General features: G+C 70.3%; 14 protein-coding genes. 11 read left to right on the forward strand and 3 right to left on the reverse strand.

All coding sequences use genetic code 11. From position 1 onward, the window contains the following. The first annotated feature begins 91 nt into the window (after positions 1-91). From GON06_RS05480 to GON06_RS05510, 7 genes are all read left to right on the forward strand, one after another. Positions 92-1,369: an NRAMP family divalent metal transporter gene (locus GON06_RS05480; RefSeq protein WP_157311273.1), complete on the forward strand. Its 1,278-nt coding sequence runs from the start codon at positions 92-94 to the stop codon at positions 1,367-1,369. A 4-nt stretch (positions 1,370-1,373) separates the two neighbouring features. Beyond that, positions 1,374-2,138: a LamB/YcsF family protein gene (locus GON06_RS05485; RefSeq protein ID WP_157311274.1), complete on the forward strand. Its 765-nt coding sequence runs from the start codon at positions 1,374-1,376 to the stop codon at positions 2,136-2,138. Between the two features lies 1 nt (position 2,139). Further along, entirely contained in the window at positions 2,140-2,940 is an 801-nt protein-coding gene (locus tag GON06_RS05490) for a putative hydro-lyase (RefSeq protein ID WP_332837179.1), read from the forward strand. Next, entirely contained in the window at positions 2,940-4,628 is a 1,689-nt protein-coding gene (locus GON06_RS05495) for an urea amidolyase family protein (RefSeq protein ID WP_157311275.1), read from the forward strand. Before GON06_RS05490 ends, GON06_RS05495 begins: the two co-directional genes overlap by 1 nt. Continuing rightward, on the forward strand, positions 4,625-6,337 hold the full coding sequence (locus GON06_RS05500) for an acetyl/propionyl/methylcrotonyl-CoA carboxylase subunit alpha (RefSeq protein ID WP_157311276.1): 1,713 nt from the start codon (positions 4,625-4,627) through the stop codon (positions 6,335-6,337). The genes GON06_RS05495 and GON06_RS05500 overlap by 4 nt, the downstream gene beginning before the upstream one ends. A 28-nt stretch (positions 6,338-6,365) precedes the next feature. Then, entirely contained in the window at positions 6,366-7,013 is a 648-nt protein-coding gene (locus GON06_RS05505) for an NAD(P)-dependent oxidoreductase (RefSeq protein WP_157311278.1), read from the forward strand. A gap of 297 nt (positions 7,014-7,310) precedes the next feature. Beyond that, complete coding sequence (locus tag GON06_RS05510; protein WP_157311280.1) at positions 7,311-7,958, forward strand: TetR/AcrR family transcriptional regulator; 648 nt, start codon at positions 7,311-7,313, stop codon at positions 7,956-7,958. Positions 7,959-8,071: 113 nt separating this feature from the next. Here the strand turns inward: GON06_RS05510 and GON06_RS05515 are convergent, their stop codons facing one another. Both GON06_RS05515 and GON06_RS05520 read right to left on the reverse strand, forming a co-directional pair. Then, positions 8,072-9,400: a uracil-xanthine permease family protein gene (locus tag GON06_RS05515; RefSeq protein ID WP_157311282.1), complete on the reverse strand. Its 1,329-nt coding sequence runs from the start codon at positions 9,398-9,400 to the stop codon at positions 8,072-8,074. A 93-nt stretch (positions 9,401-9,493) separates the two neighbouring features. Continuing rightward, positions 9,494-10,354 (reverse strand): phosphoribosylaminoimidazolesuccinocarboxamide synthase, encoded by an 861-nt coding sequence (locus GON06_RS05520; RefSeq protein ID WP_332837180.1) that lies wholly within the window; start codon positions 10,352-10,354, stop codon positions 9,494-9,496. A 52-nt stretch (positions 10,355-10,406) separates the two neighbouring features. Between GON06_RS05520 and GON06_RS05525 the strand changes: the two genes are divergently transcribed. From GON06_RS05525 to GON06_RS05540, 4 genes are all read left to right on the forward strand, one after another. Beyond that, positions 10,407-10,970, forward strand: coding sequence for a GNAT family N-acetyltransferase (locus GON06_RS05525; protein WP_157311284.1), 564 nt, complete (start codon positions 10,407-10,409; stop codon positions 10,968-10,970). A gap of 199 nt (positions 10,971-11,169) precedes the next feature. Next, entirely contained in the window at positions 11,170-11,805 is a 636-nt protein-coding gene (locus tag GON06_RS05530; RefSeq protein WP_232528173.1) for a PadR family transcriptional regulator, read from the forward strand. After that, positions 11,802-13,358 carry an MFS transporter gene (locus tag GON06_RS05535; RefSeq protein WP_157311285.1) on the forward strand — a complete coding sequence of 519 codons (1,557 nt, stop codon included), beginning with the start codon at positions 11,802-11,804 and terminating at the stop codon, positions 13,356-13,358. The genes GON06_RS05530 and GON06_RS05535 overlap by 4 nt, the downstream gene beginning before the upstream one ends. A 154-nt stretch (positions 13,359-13,512) precedes the next feature. Then, positions 13,513-14,043: a GNAT family N-acetyltransferase gene (locus tag GON06_RS05540; RefSeq protein ID WP_157311286.1), complete on the forward strand. Its 531-nt coding sequence runs from the start codon at positions 13,513-13,515 to the stop codon at positions 14,041-14,043. A gap of 212 nt (positions 14,044-14,255) precedes the next feature. Here GON06_RS05540 and purD read toward each other — a convergent pair whose 3' ends face one another. Beyond that, on the reverse strand, positions 14,256-15,533 hold the full coding sequence (purD, locus tag GON06_RS05545; RefSeq protein ID WP_157311287.1) for a phosphoribosylamine--glycine ligase: 1,278 nt from the start codon (positions 15,531-15,533) through the stop codon (positions 14,256-14,258). Positions 15,534-15,555 lie beyond the last annotated feature (22 nt).

The raw sequence follows: 15,555 nt of genomic DNA on the forward strand, positions 1-15,555 counted from the left end.
GGGCGATGAGAAATATTGTTCAACAATCATTCTTCCATTGCCCTACAATCGGGAGAACCCCTACCCGCCCACCAAAGACGATGGGATCCCCATGTCCGACTCCCCACGCACTCCCGCGAGCACCGAAGACGCTGCACGCCTGGCCGCGACCAAGAAGCGCGTCGGCCGCAGCGCCGTCATCGGAGCGATCTTCCTGATGGCCACCAGCGCCATCGGCCCCGGATTCATCACCCAGACCGCCACCTTCACGGCGACCCTGGGCGCCTCCTTCGCCTTCGCGATCCTCATCTCGGTGATCATCGACATCGCCGTGCAGCTGAACGTGTGGCGCATGATCACCTCGTCCGGCAAGCGCGCCGGCGAACTCGCGAACAGCGCCATCCCGTTCTCCGGTCACGTGATCGCCGTGCTGGTGATCATCGGCGGCCTGGCCTTCAACATCGGGAACATCGCCGGCGGCGGGCTCGGGCTGAACGCCCTGCTCGGGATCGACCCGAAGCTCGGCGGCCTGGTCACCGCGGGCATCGCCATCGCGATCTTCCTGATCAAGAAGGCAGGCAAGGTGATGGACATCGTGCTCGTCATCCTCGGCGTCGGCATGATCGTGATGACCGTCATCGTCGCGTTCATCTCGCAGCCGCCGGTCGGCGACGCGCTGCGCCAGACCTTCCTCCCTGACACCATCAACTTCGCGACGATCACCACGATCGTCGGCGGCACCGTCGGCGGCTACATCACCTACTCCGGCGCGCACCGCTACCTCGACTCCGGCAACACCGGTCCCGAGCACGCCGGCCCCGTCATGCGGGCCGCCTCGAACGGCATCTTCGTCACCGGCATCATGCGGTACGTGCTGTTCCTCGCGATCCTCGGCGTCGTGGCATCCGGCGTCACCCTTGACCTGACCACCCAGGCCGCGAACCCCGCCGGGCAGGCCTTCGGCGCGGTGCTCGGCGACGCGGGCATGCGCATCTTCGGCGCGATCTTCTGGGCCGCCGCGATCAGCTCGGTGATCGGCGCCGCCTACACCTCGGCGACGTTCCTCTCCACCTTCCACAAGCGATTCCTCGGTGGCTGGTCGCTGCAGTGGGCGACCGTCGTGTTCATCGTCGTCTCGCTGATCGTGTACCTCTCGATCGGCACCGCGCCGGCCGCGATCCTCGTGTTCGTGGGAGGCTTCAACGGACTGATCCTGCCGATCGGCCTCACGGTGTTCATGTACATCGGGTGGTTCCGCGCCGACCTGCTCGGCGTGAAGCGGTACCCGCGCTGGCTGCTCATCGCCGGCACCCTGGTCACCGCCCTCACCTGGTACATGGGCGCCGTGTCGATCGGCCCGATCTTCGCCTTCCTCGGGATAGGAGCATAGGAACATGGCATCCATCGACCTGAACTCGGACCTGGGCGAGAACGTGCCCGATCGCATCGTGTCGGATGACGAGAGCATGCTGGCGATCGTCACCAGCGCGAACGTGTCGTGCGGATTCCATGCCGGCAACCCGGAGGGCATCCGGCGCACGCTCGCCGCGGCCGTCGCGCACGGCGTCACGATCGGCGCGCACCCCGGGTACCGCGACTACGAGAACTTCGGCCGCACGAAGGTCGTCATCGACTCGGCCACCCTGCAGGCTCATGTGGAGTACCAGCTCGGTGCCCTCGCCGGCCTGACGAAGGCGGTCGGCGGCACGGTCGCCTACGTCAAGCCGCACGGCGCGCTGTACAACACGATCGCCCGTGACGAGCGGCAGGCGAAGGATGTCGTGGCGGCGATCCGCGCGGTCGACCCGAGCCTGGTCCTGCTCGGCCTCGCCGGCGGTGTCGTGCTCGAGGTCGCCGAGCGCGCCGGCCTCGCGGTCGCGGCCGAGGCGTTCGCCGACCGCGCCTACCTGCCCGACGGGCAGCTGGTCTCGCGCACCGAGGAGGGCTCGGTGCTGCACGACGCGAGCGCCGTCGCCGAGCGGATGCTGCGCCTCGCCGAGTCCGGCGTCATCCGCGCGATCGACGGCACTGACGTGCACGTCGAGGCGCAGTCGATCTGCGTGCACGGCGACAGTGAGGGGTCGATCGCCATGGCGGCCGAGACCCGTCGCCTGCTGGAGGCGTCCGGCGTGACGATCGCGCCGTTCGCCGGAGCCTGACGTGACCGTCGTCGCCACTCCCGCCCAGCTCGAAGCGGCGCGCGCCGCCCGCGGCGCCTACCGCGAGGGGCTCGCCGAGCCGACCAGCGGGGTCGCCGCGGGCCTCACGCAGGCGAATCTCATCGCCGTGCCCGCCGACTGGGCGTTCGAGACGCTGCTCTACGCGCAGCGCAACCCGAAGCCGTGTCCGGTGCTCGAGGTGATCGAGCAGGGCGCGGTGGAGTCGCGTCTCGCGCCCGGCAGCGACATCCGCACCGACATCGGGCGATACCGCATCTGGCGTGACGGCGAACTGGCCGAAGAGGTCTCGGACGCGACGGCCGCCTGGGACGAGCATCCCGACCTCGTCGCCTTCCTGATCGGATGCAGCTTCACGTTCGAGACCGGGCTCGCCGAGGCCGGCATCCCGATCCGGCACCAGGAGCTGGGCCGCAACGTGCCGATGTACCGCACCTCGATCGACTGCGAACCGGCCGGGCGCCTGCGCGGCGAGATGGTCGTGTCGATGCGGCCGATCCCTGCTTCCCGTGTCGCCGACGCCGTGCAGATCTCGGGGCGCACCCCGGCCGTGCACGGTGCGCCGGTGCACATCGGCGACCCGGCGTCGCTCGGCATCAGCGACCTGTCCCGGCCCGACTTCGGCGACGCCCCCGAGGTGCGCGACGGCGAGATCCCCGTGTTCTGGGCCTGCGGCGTCACCCCGCAGGCGGCGATCATGGCCTCGAAGCCGCCGTTCGCGGTGACGCACGCACCGGGCTACATGTTCGTCACCGACATCCCCGACGCGGAGTACGTGGTCTGATGCGCATCCTCACCGCCTCCGACCGAGCACTGCTCGTCGAGGCCGCCGACCTCGACGAGGCGATGCGGCTGAACCTGGCGTGGGCCGGGGTGGCCGGCGTCGTCGAGCTCATCCCCGGGGCCCGCACCGTGCTGGTGCGGTTCGACCCCGTGCGCGTGAGCGCTGACGCGCTGGCCGCCGTGCTGTCGTCGACGACGGTGGATGCCGCACACGTGCCGCACGTCGGCGAGGTGACCATCCCGGTGCGGTACGACGGCGAGGATCTCTCCGACGTCGCCGCAGTGCTCGGCGTCTCGGCCGAGGAGGTCGTCGCCCGGCACCTCGCCGCCGAGTGGCAGGTCGCCTTCTCGGGCTTCGCCCCGGGCTTCGGGTACGCGGTCGGCTCGGACCCGCTCTTCGACGTGCCTCGACGGTCCTCACCGCGCACGCGTGTGCCCGCCGGTTCGGTCGCCCTCGCCGGGCACTTCACCGGCGTGTACCCGCGCGAGAGCCCCGGCGGGTGGCAGCTGATCGGGCGCACGGATGCGGTGATGTGGGACATCGACCGCGATCCGCCCGCGCTGTTCTCGCCCGGGACTCTGGTGCGGTTCGAGCGCGCGGAGCGGGAGGTCGTGTCTCTCCCGGCTCCTGAGCGAGGAGCGCAGCGACGAGACGAAGGGCGCTTCGCTCGCTCAGGATCCGCGGAACAGCGAGACGAAGGACCCTCCGCTCCGGGCACGATCGAGGTCCTTCGCCCGGCACTGCAGCTTCTCGTGCAGGATCTCGGGCGACCCGGCCACGCCGCACTCGGCGTCTCCGCCTCCGGCGTCGCCGATCGCACGGCGATGCGCGACGCGAACCACGCCGTGGGCAACGCCGCGGATGCCGCGGTGCTGGAGATCGTCGGAGGGGCCGCGCTGCGCTATCGCGGCGTCCCCACCGTCGCCGCGATCGCCGGAGCTTCGGGCGACATGGCGCTGCATGCCGCGGACGGCAGGGAACGCGGCATCCGTCTCGGTGCTCCGTTCGCACTCGACGACGGGGACGAGCTGAGGCTCGGGCATCCCGGCCGCGGGCTGCGGTATGCGCTCGCCGTGCGGGGCGGCATCCTGAGCGCGCCGGCGCTCGGCAGCGCGGCATCCGACACCCTCGCCGGACTCGGACCCGCGCCGATCGCCGCCGGCGACGTCGTCGCCGTCGGCGATCCGCGCACGGCCCCGCATCCGGTCGATCCGGAGCCGCTCGCCCGTGAGCTGCCCGCAGCGGGGGAGACCGTGGAGCTGCGCATCGTGCTCGGCCCGCGGGAGGACTGGTTCACCGAGGCAGCGATCGTCGCGCTGACCGGCCAGGAATGGGACGTCACGCCGCGGTCCGACCGGGTCGGCATCCGTCTGCACGGCGAGACGCCGCTGGAGCGCGCCGTCGACGGCGAGCTGCCCAGTGAGGGCGCCGTGACCGGGGCGATCCAGGTGCCGCCGGACGGACAGCCGGTGCTCTTCCTGCCCGACCATCCGCTCACCGGCGGCTATCCGATCATCGGCGCGGTCGTCGACCGTGATCTCGACATCGCCGGACAGCTGCCGCCCGGGGCGCGGGTGCGGTTCCGGGTAGACGAAGACGTCTCGTCTCTCGCGGATCCTGAACGAGGAGCGCAGCGACGAGACGAAGGGCGCTCAAAGACCGACGAAGGGGAAGGGACCCCATCATGAAGAGGATCCTGATCGCGAACCGCGGCGAGATCGCCGTGCGCGTCATCCGCGCATGCACCGAGGCGGGCTACGCCTCGATCGCCGTGTACGCCGACCAGGACGCCGACGCACTGCATGTGCGCCTGGCCGACGAGGCGGTGGGACTGGGGGGCTCCACCGCCTCGTCGACATATCTGTCGATCGACGCACTGCTTCACGCCGCCCGCACCTCGGGCGCCGACGCCGTGCATCCCGGCTACGGCTTCCTGTCGGAGAGCGCGGCGTTCGCGCGCGCCGTCGAGGGCGCGGGTCTGGTCTGGATCGGACCGTCGCCGGATAGCATCGATGCGCTCGGCGACAAGATGACCGCACGCCGCATCGCGCAGAAAGTCGGCGCCCCGCTCGCCGCAGGAACCGACCACCCGCTTGAAGGGCCCGCCGAGGCGGTCGCCTTCGCCGAGGAGCATGGCCTGCCGATCGCGATCAAGGCGGCGTTCGGCGGTGGCGGACGCGGCCTCAAGGTGGTCCGCGAGCTGGACGAGGTCGCGGACGCCTTCGACGCAGCCACCCGCGAGGCGATCGCCGCCTTCGGTCGCGGGGAGTGCTTCGTGGAGCGGTTCCTCGAATCGCCACGGCACGTCGAGGTGCAGGTGCTCGGAGACGGTCGCGGAGGCGTCGTCGTGGTCGGCGACCGGGACTGCTCGATGCAGCGCCGCAACCAGAAGCTCATCGAGGAGGCACCGGCGCCCGGCCTCACCGACGAGCAGCGCGAGCGCATCCACGAAGCCGCACGGCGGATCTGCGCCGAGGCCGGCTATCGCGGCGCCGGCACGGTCGAGTTCCTGCTCGCGGCCGACGGCACCATCTCGTTCCTCGAGGTGAACACGCGCCTGCAGGTCGAGCACCCCGTGACCGAGGAGGTCACCGGCGTCGATCTGGTGCGCGAGCAGTTCCGCATCGCGTTCGGCGACGGGCCCTCGCTCAGGGAGACCCCTCGGCCGCTGGGGCACGCCTTCGAATTCCGCATCAACGCGGAGGACCCGGGGCGCGGGTTCCTGCCGAGCCCCGCTCGCATCGATGTGCTGCGCATCCCCGGCGGTCCCGGCGTGCGCTGGGACTCCGGCGTCGAGGCCGGCGACACGGTGCAGCCCGCATTCGACTCGATGATCGCCAAGCTCATCGTGTACGCGGACTCCCGCGAAGCGGCGCTCGTCCGCGCGCGCCGCGCGCTGCGCGAGCTGCACGTCGAGGGCCCGGCGACGGTGGTCGGATTCGATCGCCTCGCCGTGGATGCTGCCGAGTTCTCCACCGACGGCTTCGCGGTGCACACGCAGTGGATCGAGCAGGTGCTGCTGCCGCGCCTCGACCCGCAGCTGCGGCCCGCGCCGGTGGAGGATGCCGGGCTGGCGCGCTTCCCCGTCGAGATCGACGGCCGCCGCGTGATGCTCGGTCTGCCGACGGCACTGCTGTTCGGATTCTCCGGCACGGCGGCATCCGCTCCGCAGCAGGCGGCAGCGGATCCCGCCGAGCTGCGGGCTCCGTCGCCGGGCACGCTCGTGCGCTGGCTGGTGGACGACGGCGCGGATGTCGCAGAGGGCGACGTGGTCGCCGTGCTGGACGCCATGAAGATGGAGACCCAGGTGATCGCGCATCGCGACGGGACCATCGCGCAGCGCGCGGAGGTCGGCTCGGTGCTGGCGCCGGACGGACTGCTCGCGACGATCGCGTGACGGCCGACTGCGAGGAGGAGGAGCGGACATGCGGATCGCCGTGCTGGGCGCAACCGGGCGTACCGGGCGTGCCGTGATCTCGGCAGCGGTCGCCGCGGGCCACGAGGTCGTCGCCTACGTGCGCCGGCCGGAGGCGGTCATCCGTGCAGATGGTGTGCGCCCTGTCGGCGGGGAAGTTGACGACGTCGACACGATGGCCGCGGCGCTGATCGGCTGCGACGCGGTGGTCGTGACACTCGGCACGACGGTCACCCGGCCGACGGCACCGGTCATGTGGACCGCGATTCCGACCGTGATCGATGCGTGCCAGGTGGCCGGCGTCGCACGGGTCATCGTGCTCTCCGCGCTCGGCGTGGGGGAGACGCTCGCCGCCGTTCGATTCCCGTATCGACTCGTCGTCAGGACGGCGCTCATCGCCCCGTTCCGCGATCATGTCGCGGGTGAGAGCCTGCTCGTCGGCAGCGGCCTGGAGTGGACGACGATCCACCCGGGACTGCTCGGAGACGGTGCGGCCACGGCCGATCCGCTGGTGGTCGACGCCGCATCCCGGCGGGCGATGCCCGGCTGGCCGCGCACCGAGAGAGCGGATGTCGCGGCGGTGATGCTGCGCATCATCGACGATCCTGAGACATTCGGCAGGCGCCTCGTCGTGCTGTCGGAGCCGCAGGCTGCATGAGCGGTGGTGTTCGGGAGGAGGGAACGGGACTCCCCATCCCGCCCTCCTCCCGGTGCTGCGGGCAGGGCCCCCATGCCTCGCAGCCACTCCTCGCGGACGTACGCCGAAACGGCCGCGGAGAGCTTCACCGTTCCTCGGAGCACGATCCCGTCGGGTGCCGGGTGGCGTCGGAACGATCGGACGGCGATCCCCATCGCCGCCCATTGATTTGTTGATTGAGGGTCCAATCAATCAACACGATAGCATCATCGGGGAACATTGAGGAGCCGCGATCGAGCATCGGGAAGGAGTCCGAGGATGCCACGTTCCGCAGAGCAGAACCGCGATGCGCGTGAGCGCTCGCAGACCGCCATCCTGCAGGCGGCCTTCGAGGTGTTCGGCGACAAGGGCTACCACGAGGCGAGCCTGGCCGAGATCGCGCGTCACGCCGGCGTCGCGCAAGGGCTCGTGAACTATTACTTCGGAGGTAAGGAGCAGCTCGTCGGTGCCGTGCTCGACGCCTACTTCGAGAAGATGACGGCGATGGCGTTCGGCGACGAGAGCGCAGACGACCGGCTGCGCATGGTCATCGACATGTCATTGATCGGCGCAGACCAGAGCATGCCGCAGCAGCGGATCACACTGGGCCTCTCGATCCTGCCCACCACGCATCGCATCTACGCGGAGTCGGAGCAGCGCAACCTCGAGGCGGTGCTCGCCGCCGGCGGGCTCATGCAGGACCTGTTCCGCGAACGCGGAGCCTCCGATCCGGCGCTTGAGGAGGTCATGCTGCGCAGCGTGATGGAGGGCGTGATCGTCAAGCGCGCCGTGTACGGGCGGACCTACCCGCTGCAGGCCGCGCGCCGCTGGCTGCACCGGATGTACGGGCTCGGCGACCCCGCGGAGCAGCTGCCCTTCGTGGCATCCGATGCACCAGGGATCGCGCTGCGCGCTATCGACGCGTAGCCGGCTTCAGTTTCGGAGTTTCCGGGCGGGTGCCCCGCTCGCTCAGGGACCGGAATCCGCACCGGGTCCTGAGCGAGCGAGAACGAGCGAGACGAAGGGCGCCCGTCAGCCGGTCACTCCTCCGGGTCGCCGCCGATCGGACCGACCGCGGCCAGCGGCTTCGGGTCGTCGGCGCCCGTCTTGCGCAGCCGGGCGATCGCGTTGCCGCCGTGGTAGATGACGATCGCGGCGACCGTGGCGATCACGATGCCGCCCAGCTCGAAGCCGTTCTCGCCCTTGATCGCGAAGCCGCCGACTGCGACGATCAGCGCGACCGCGGCGGTGTACTGGTTCACCGGGCGGGCGAAGTCGACCTTGTTGTCGACCCAGATCTTCACGCCGATCACGCCGATCAGCCCGTACAGCGCGGTGGTCACACCGCCGAGCACGCCGGCGGGCACCGAGTTGATGACGGCGCCGAACTTCGGCGACATGCTCAGCAGGATGGCGGTGATGCCGGCCACCCAGTATGCGGCGGTGGAGTACACCCGGGTGGAGGCCATGACGCCGATGTTCTCGCCGTAGGTCGTGGTGCCCGAACCGCCGAAGAAGCCGGCGAGCGTGGTCGAGATGCCGTCGGCGATCAGTGCCTTGCCGGTGTTCTCGTTGATCTTCGGGTCGTTCACCATGGTCGCGACGCCGCGCACGTGGCCGACGTTCTCGGCGATGAGCACGAGCACGACCGGCAGGAACATCGCCATCGCCGACCAGGTGTTCGGCTCGACGAAGTCGGGGAACTGGAAGGTGGGCAGGCCCACCCAGTCGGCCTTCTCGACCGCCTCGAAGTCGAGCTCGCCGCGGATGCCGGCGAAGATGTAGCCGGCGATCACGCCGAGGAAGATCGAGATGCGGCCGAGGAACCCGCGGAACACCACCGCGAACAGGATGGTCAGTCCGAGCGTGACGGTGGCGGTGACCGGGGCGGCGGCGAAGTTGTTGTGCGCGGCGCCGGCCAGATTGAACCCGATCAGCGCGACGATCGTGCCGGCGAGTACCGGCGGCAGGAACCGGTCGACCCAGGCGACGCCCGCCGTGTGGACGACGACACCGATGATCGCCAGCAGCACGCCGACCGCGACGATGCCGGCGAGTGCCGAACCCGTGCCGCCGACCGCGGTCGCGGCGGTGACCGGCGCGATGAACGCGAACGACGAGCCCAGGTAGCTGGGCAGCTTGTTGCGGGTGACCAGCAGGAACAGGATCGTTCCGACACCGCTGAACAGCAGCGTCGTCGGCACCGGGAAACCGGTGAGGATCGGCACCAGGAACGTGGCGCCGAACATCGCGACGACGTGCTGCACGCCGATCGCGATCGTGGCGGGCCAGTTCAGGCGCTCATCAGGACGGACGACGGCGTCGGGCGCGACAGTGCGGCCGTTGCCGTGGATCTTCCACAGCGACATGCGGGCTCCTCGGGGGTAGGGACGGAGGCTGGGGAAACACTATCGCCAGAAGAGCCGGGTCCCCGAGCTTGTCGAAGGGCCGCGAGCGGCGGCTCAGGCCGTGAGGCGCTCGATCAGCTCACGGTAACGCGCGGCGGTCTGCTCGACGATGTCCTGCGGCAGCGCCGGCGGCTCGCCCTGCTTGTCCCAGTTGGCGGCGAGCCAGTTGCGCACGATCTGCTTGTCGAAACTCGCCATCCGCTCGGCCGGCGTCGTGCCGGTGCGCCACGCCTCGGCATCCCAGTACCGCGACGAGTCGCTGGTGAGCACCTCATCCGCCAGGCGCAGGGTGCCGTCGGCATCCGTTCCGAACTCGAACTTCGTGTCCGCCAGGATGAGGCCCTTCGCCTCGGCGATCTCCGCCGCACGGCGATAGATCTCGAGCGACACGTCGCGCAGCTGCTCCGCGCGCTCCTGCCCGACGATCTCAGCGGCGCGCTCGAAGGAGATGTTCTCGTCGTGCTCGCCCATCGGGGCCTTGTAGGCGGGGGTGAACAGCGGCTCGGGCAGGCGGTCGCCGTCCTGCAGGCCGGCGGGCAGCGGGATGCCGCAGACGGTGCCCTGCTCGGTGTACTCGGCCCAGCCGGAGCCGGTGAGGTAGCCGCGCACGACGCACTCGATCGGCAGCATCTCCAGCGACTGCGCGAGCATCGCGCGCCCGGCGACCGCTTCGGGCACGTCGCCCTCGACGAGGTGATTCGGGAAGTCCAGCTGCTCGAACCACCAGTCGCTCAGCGTGGTGAGCAGTGCGCCCTTCTGCGGGATTCCGGGGGAGAGCACGAAGTCGAAGGCACTGACCCGGTCGGATGCCACGATCAGCCGGCGCGTGTCGCCCGGGTCCTCCGAGGCGTACAGGTCGCGGACCTTGCCCGAGTAGAGGTGCCGCCAGCCGGGGATGCTCAGTGCTTCGCTCACGCGTACATCTTCGCATCCCCGGTGTCGGAGGCCGCGCGTAATGTCGGAGCCGATGCCTGACGAGAGACTCACCGACCGACTGATCCTGCGACGCCCGACCGATGCCGACATCGATCCGGTCCATGAGATCTTCTCCGACCCGCGGGTCTGGGAGCACTTCCCGAGCCTGCGGCACGTCGAGCGCTCGACGACCGCGCACATGCTGACGCGCTGGCAGGAGCGGTGGGATGAAGTGGAGCTCGCGTCATGGATCGTGCGGCTGCGCGAGACCGGCGAGGTGATCGGCACCGGCGGATGCACACTGCTCGCCGGAGCATCCTCTGATGCGGACGTCTGGAACCTCGGGTACCGCATCTCGGCGGATCACCACCGCCGCGGCTACGCCACCGAGGTCTCGCGCGCGGGCATCGCCGCCGCGCGCAACCTGCGCCCCGAGACGCCGATCATCGCGTTCCTCGTCGAGCACAACACGGCGTCTGCCGCGGTCGCCGAGAAGGTCGGCCTCTCGCTCGTGCATCGAGCGCCGGATGCCGGGAACCCCGACCCCGCGGTGATGCGGCTGATCTACGCCGACCGGCCGCTGACCGACGCGCAGCGCGAGACTGCGCTGCGCTGAGGGGAAGCGCTGCCCGCTGCCGCGCCGCCGCACTGTCGCACCGGGCTCGAGGGCTGCGCGAGGTTCCGTCGAGATCCAGATGACGTCCCTGTCCCGGTGCGAGACCCATGTTCTGCGCATGGGTCTCACGCAGAAGTCGGGAGGCCGCGGAGATGTCATCGGATGGTCACGATGATATAGTCCATCTGGACTAACCGGGATGGGGCATATGGTCGCGGATGTGAAGCTCACGCCACTGGGCGTGATGGTGCTCGCGCTGCTGCGCGAGGGCGACATGCATCCGTACGAGATGATGCGCCTGCTGCGGCAGCGCCGTGACGACCGTATGGTCAAGGTGACGAACGGCACGTTCTACCACACGGTGGGGCGTCTCGAACGGGAGGGGCTCATCGCCGAGGTGGGTGTGGATCGCGACGGCAATCGGCCGGAGCGGACGACCTACACGCTTCAGCCCGCGGCATCCGACGTGCTCGAGGCGTGGGTGCGCGGCGGACTCGCGCGCACCGATCGCTCACCCGAGTTCCGGGTCGCGCTCGCCGAGGCGCACAACCTGCCCAGAGCCGAGGTGGTCGAGCTGATCGGTGTGCGCCGGACCGCGCTCGCCACCGAGGCCGACGCCCTCGACGCCGCACTGGCGACCGCCCACGAGCGCGGCGTCCTGCGGCAGTACCTCATCGAGGCCGACCGGCACGTGGCACTGCTCCGCGCCGAACTGACCTGGACCGACGGCTTCCTCGACTCGCTCGCGGACGCCTCCTACGCCTGGGGAGACGACGAGCTCTCCACCGAACATCGCGCCGCCAAGGCGGCCCAGCGAAAGGCAGCATCCGAATGACAGACACGACTCCGCCCGGAGCGGATGCCGCGGCATCCGCTCCCCGTTCCGGCGCGCCGACGACCGGCACCTACGCCGTCGGGCACAAGCCGCGCAGCCCCTGGCCCGCCCTCTGGGCGCTGGTCATCGGCTTCTTCATGATCCTCGTCGACACGACGATCGTCTCGGTGGCGAACCCCGCCATCAAGGCCGCTCTCGACCCCGACACCAACAACCTCGACAACGTCGTGTGGGTCACGAGTGCCTACCTGCTGGCCTACGCGGTGCCACTGCTGATCACCGGTCGGCTCGGCGACCGCTTCGGCCCGAAGAACATCTACCTCATCGGCCTGGTCATCTTCACGCTGTCGTCGCTGGCCTGCGGCCTGTCGACCAGCCTCGAGATGCTCATCGCGTTCCGCGCGGTGCAGGGCCTCGGCGCGGCGTTCATGACGCCGCAGACCATGGCCGTGATCACCCGCACCTTCCCGCCCGAGCGCCGCGGCGCGGCGATGGGCCTCTGGGGCGCGACCGCCGGCGTGGCCACCCTCGTGGGCCCGCTGCTCGGCGGATTCCTCGTGGACGGCCTCGGCTGGGAGTGGATCTTCTTCATCAACGTGCCCGTGGGCATCATCGGCTTCGTGCTCGCCGTCATCCTCGTGCCGCGGCTGAAGACGCATCCGCACCGCTTCGACTACGTCGGCGTGGTGCTCAGCGCCGCCGCACTGTTCCTCATCGTGTTCGGCCTGCAGGAGGGCGAGAAGTACGACTGGGGCCCGATCTGGGGTCCGGTCACGGTGTGGGGGCTGATCGCCGCCGGCGTCGTCCTGCTGATCGTGTTCGTGCTGCAGCAGTGGAAGACCAAGAGCGAGCCGCTGGTGCCGCTCGGCCTGTTCAACGACCGCAACTTCTCGGCGTCGAACGTCGCGATCGCGGCGGTCGGTTTCACGGTGACCGGCATGTCACTGCCGTTCATGTTCTTCCTGCAGCTGGCACGTGGGCTGACCCCGACAGAGGCCGCTCTGCTGATGGTGCCGATGGCGGTCATCTCGGGTGTGCTCGCACCGTTCGCGGGGTCGCTGCTCGACAAGGTCGACCCGCGTCTCATCCTCATCCCCGGACTGCTCTGCGTGGCCGGTGGTCTGCTCTGGAACGCCTCGCTGATGAACGTGGACTCTCCGATCTGGATGTTCCTGCTGCCTTCCGCGCTGATGGGCATCGGCAACGCCGGTATGTGGGGCCCGCTGGCCACCACGGCGACGCGGCGCCTCCCTCCGCGCCAGGCCGGCGCCGGCGCGGGCATCTACAACACCACGCGCACGATCGGGTCGGTCGTCGGCTCGTCGGCGATCGCCGCGTTCATGCAGGCGCGCCTCGAGGCGAACCTGCCCGGACTGGATCAGGCGCCGGGCGGGATCGGCGGAGGTGGCCAGCTGCCCGACTTCGTCGCCGAGGGGTTCTCCACCGGCATGGCGCAGACCATGCTGCTGCCCGCCGCGATCATGGTGGTCGCACTCGTGGCATCACTGTTCCTCGGCAAGTACACGCCGAAGCCGGAGGACCAGCTGCGCTGAGCGCGCTGGCGCGCAGCGCAATGGCGCAGCGCGGCGGAGAAATGCAGAATGTCGGAGGGTTCCCCGGGAATCTCTCCGACATTCTGCATTTCTCCGGGATGCTGCGGTTCTTCGTCCGCCGCGGCTGAGGTCGCACGGCATGGTGAGATGGAGGATGGCCATCGCACTCTCGTCCCCCTCGCTTGATCTCGCCGATTCCTGGGCCGCTGCCGTCACCGAGTTCGGCGGCGCGCACATCGACGGCGCCGGACTCAGCGACGGCATGACGCCGGACCGGACGGCGGCCGAGTCGTTCGTCGCGATGGCGGAGCTGTACGGGCGTCGTGGTGCCGAGCTGCCCGACGGTCACGTGCCCTGCGACTACTACTGGATCACCGACGGCGACGAGGTCGTCGGCTTCATCGCCTTCCGCCGCGAGCTGAACGACTTCCTGCGCCGGGTCGGCGGGCACATCGGGTACTCCGTGCGCCCGTCGCGCCGCCGAGAGGGCATCGTGAAGACGGCGCTCGCGATGGTGCTCGAGAAGGCACGCGCGGACGGCTACGACCGGGTCATGATCACCTGCGACGACGACAACCCCGGTTCGTTCCGCACGATCGAGGGCGCCGGCGGTGTGCTGCAGGACGTCATCGACGCCAGCGAGAACGGTCACCCCCTGCTGCGCCGGTACTGGGTCGCGCTGTAGCCCTCTGTCTTCCGCGTACGGGGCGCCGGCGAGAAGGGCGCCGCTGACCCGCCGAGGCGGATGCCACGGAACGAGCGGACGGGCCGCTGACCCCGACGCGGGATTCGGCGCGGCGCACTCCACTTCCGCGGAGAAAAGCAGAATGCCGGAGCGATGTCGAGCAGGGCCTCCGCGATCTCGCCGATCTCCGCGATGATGCCGGGGCGCCCCGGCTACTCCGCGACGCGGGCCGCGATGTCGCGGCGGAAGTGCCCGCCGTCGAGCGTGATCCGGCCCAGGGCGTCGTAGGCGCGGGAACGGGCGGTGCCGAAGTCCGCCGCCGTGGCGACGACGTTGAGGACGCGGCCGCCGGATGCCACGAGGGCTCCGCCCGGGGCATCCGGGCCCGCCGTCGCGGCGTGCACGAGGCGAACGCCGTCGACAGCCGCGGCATCCGCGAGCCCCTCGAGAAGGCGACCGGTCTGCGGCGCCTCGGGGTAGCCCTCGCTCGCGAGCACGACGGTGATCGCGACGTCGTCGGAGAACGCCGGCTGCGGCTCGTTCTCGAGGGTGCCGGATGCCGCGGCCAGCAGCAGCCGCGACAGCGGCGTGCGCAGCCGAGGCAGCACGACCTGGGTCTCGGGGTCGCCGAAGCGCGCGTTGAACTCGATGACCTTCACACCGGCATCGGTGAGGATGAGGCCGGCGTAGAGCAGCCCGATGAACGGGGTGCCCTCGGCGTCGAGCTGGCGGATGACGGGCAGCGCGACGTCCTCGGTGACCTGGGCGACGAACGCCTCCTCGCCGCCGAACCGCTCGTCCAGCCACGGCAGCGGCGAGTACGCGCCCATGCCGCCGGTGTTCGGGCCCGCATCGCCGTCATAGGCGCGCTTGAAGTCCTGCGCAGGGCTCAGTGCGCGCACGGTGTCGCCGTCGCTGAGGAAGAACAGCGAGACCTCTTCGCCCGACAGGAACTCCTCGATCAGCACCGGGCCGTGCGGCAGGTAGTGCTCGGCGTGCGCGAGTGCCTCGGCGCGGTCGCCGGTCACGATGACGCCCTTGCCTGCGGCGAGGCCGTCGGCCTTGACTACGTGCGGGGCGCCCAGGTCGTCGAACGCCTGCTCGACCTCGGCCACCGTGGCGGCGCGGACTGCACGGCCGGTCGGCACGCCTGCGGCATCCATGATCCGCTTCGCGAACGCCTTCGATCCCTCCATCTGCGCGGCCGCCTTTCCGGGGCCGAACACGGGGATGCCGCGCTCGCGCAGCACGTCGGCGACGCCGGCGACCAGCGGAGCCTCCGGCCCGACCACGACCAGATCGATGCCGTGCTCGTTGGCGAACTGCTCGACGGCCGAGCCGTTCAACATGTCCAGGTCGACGAGCGTGGCGTCCTGCGCGATGCCGGCGTTGCCGGATGCCGCGTAGATCTCGTGCGGAGTGTCCTCGGAGCGCAGGGAGAGGATGATCGCGTGCTCACGTGCACCGGAGCCGAGGACGAGGATCTTCATGCCGTCAGCCTACCGGCGGGGT

The organism is Microbacterium sp. MAH-37, from assembly GCF_009758255.1.
GTDB lineage: Bacteria > Actinomycetota > Actinomycetes > Actinomycetales > Microbacteriaceae > Microbacterium.

Excerpts from the sequence above, each read along its gene's own strand:
- GON06_RS05540 (WP_157311286.1), top strand. The coding sequence starts at position 13,513 with ATGGCCATCGCACTCTCGTCCCCCTCGCTTGATCTCGCCGATTCCTGG.
- GON06_RS05515 (WP_157311282.1), bottom strand. The coding sequence starts at position 9,400 with ATGTCGCTGTGGAAGATCCACGGCAACGGCCGCACTGTCGCGCCCGAC.
- GON06_RS05530 (WP_232528173.1), top strand. The coding sequence starts at position 11,170 with ATGGGGCATATGGTCGCGGATGTGAAGCTCACGCCACTGGGCGTGATG.
- GON06_RS05510 (WP_157311280.1), top strand. The coding sequence starts at position 7,311 with ATGCCACGTTCCGCAGAGCAGAACCGCGATGCGCGTGAGCGCTCGCAG.
- GON06_RS05535 (WP_157311285.1), top strand. The coding sequence starts at position 11,802 with ATGACAGACACGACTCCGCCCGGAGCGGATGCCGCGGCATCCGCTCCC.
- GON06_RS05505 (WP_157311278.1), top strand. The coding sequence starts at position 6,366 with ATGCGGATCGCCGTGCTGGGCGCAACCGGGCGTACCGGGCGTGCCGTG.
- purD (WP_157311287.1), bottom strand. The coding sequence starts at position 15,533 with ATGAAGATCCTCGTCCTCGGCTCCGGTGCACGTGAGCACGCGATCATC.
- GON06_RS05525 (WP_157311284.1), top strand. The coding sequence starts at position 10,407 with ATGCCTGACGAGAGACTCACCGACCGACTGATCCTGCGACGCCCGACC.
- GON06_RS05500 (WP_157311276.1), top strand. The coding sequence starts at position 4,625 with ATGAAGAGGATCCTGATCGCGAACCGCGGCGAGATCGCCGTGCGCGTC.
- GON06_RS05485 (WP_157311274.1), top strand. The coding sequence starts at position 1,374 with ATGGCATCCATCGACCTGAACTCGGACCTGGGCGAGAACGTGCCCGAT.
- GON06_RS05495 (WP_157311275.1), top strand. The coding sequence starts at position 2,940 with ATGCGCATCCTCACCGCCTCCGACCGAGCACTGCTCGTCGAGGCCGCC.
- GON06_RS05480 (WP_157311273.1), top strand. The coding sequence starts at position 92 with ATGTCCGACTCCCCACGCACTCCCGCGAGCACCGAAGACGCTGCACGC.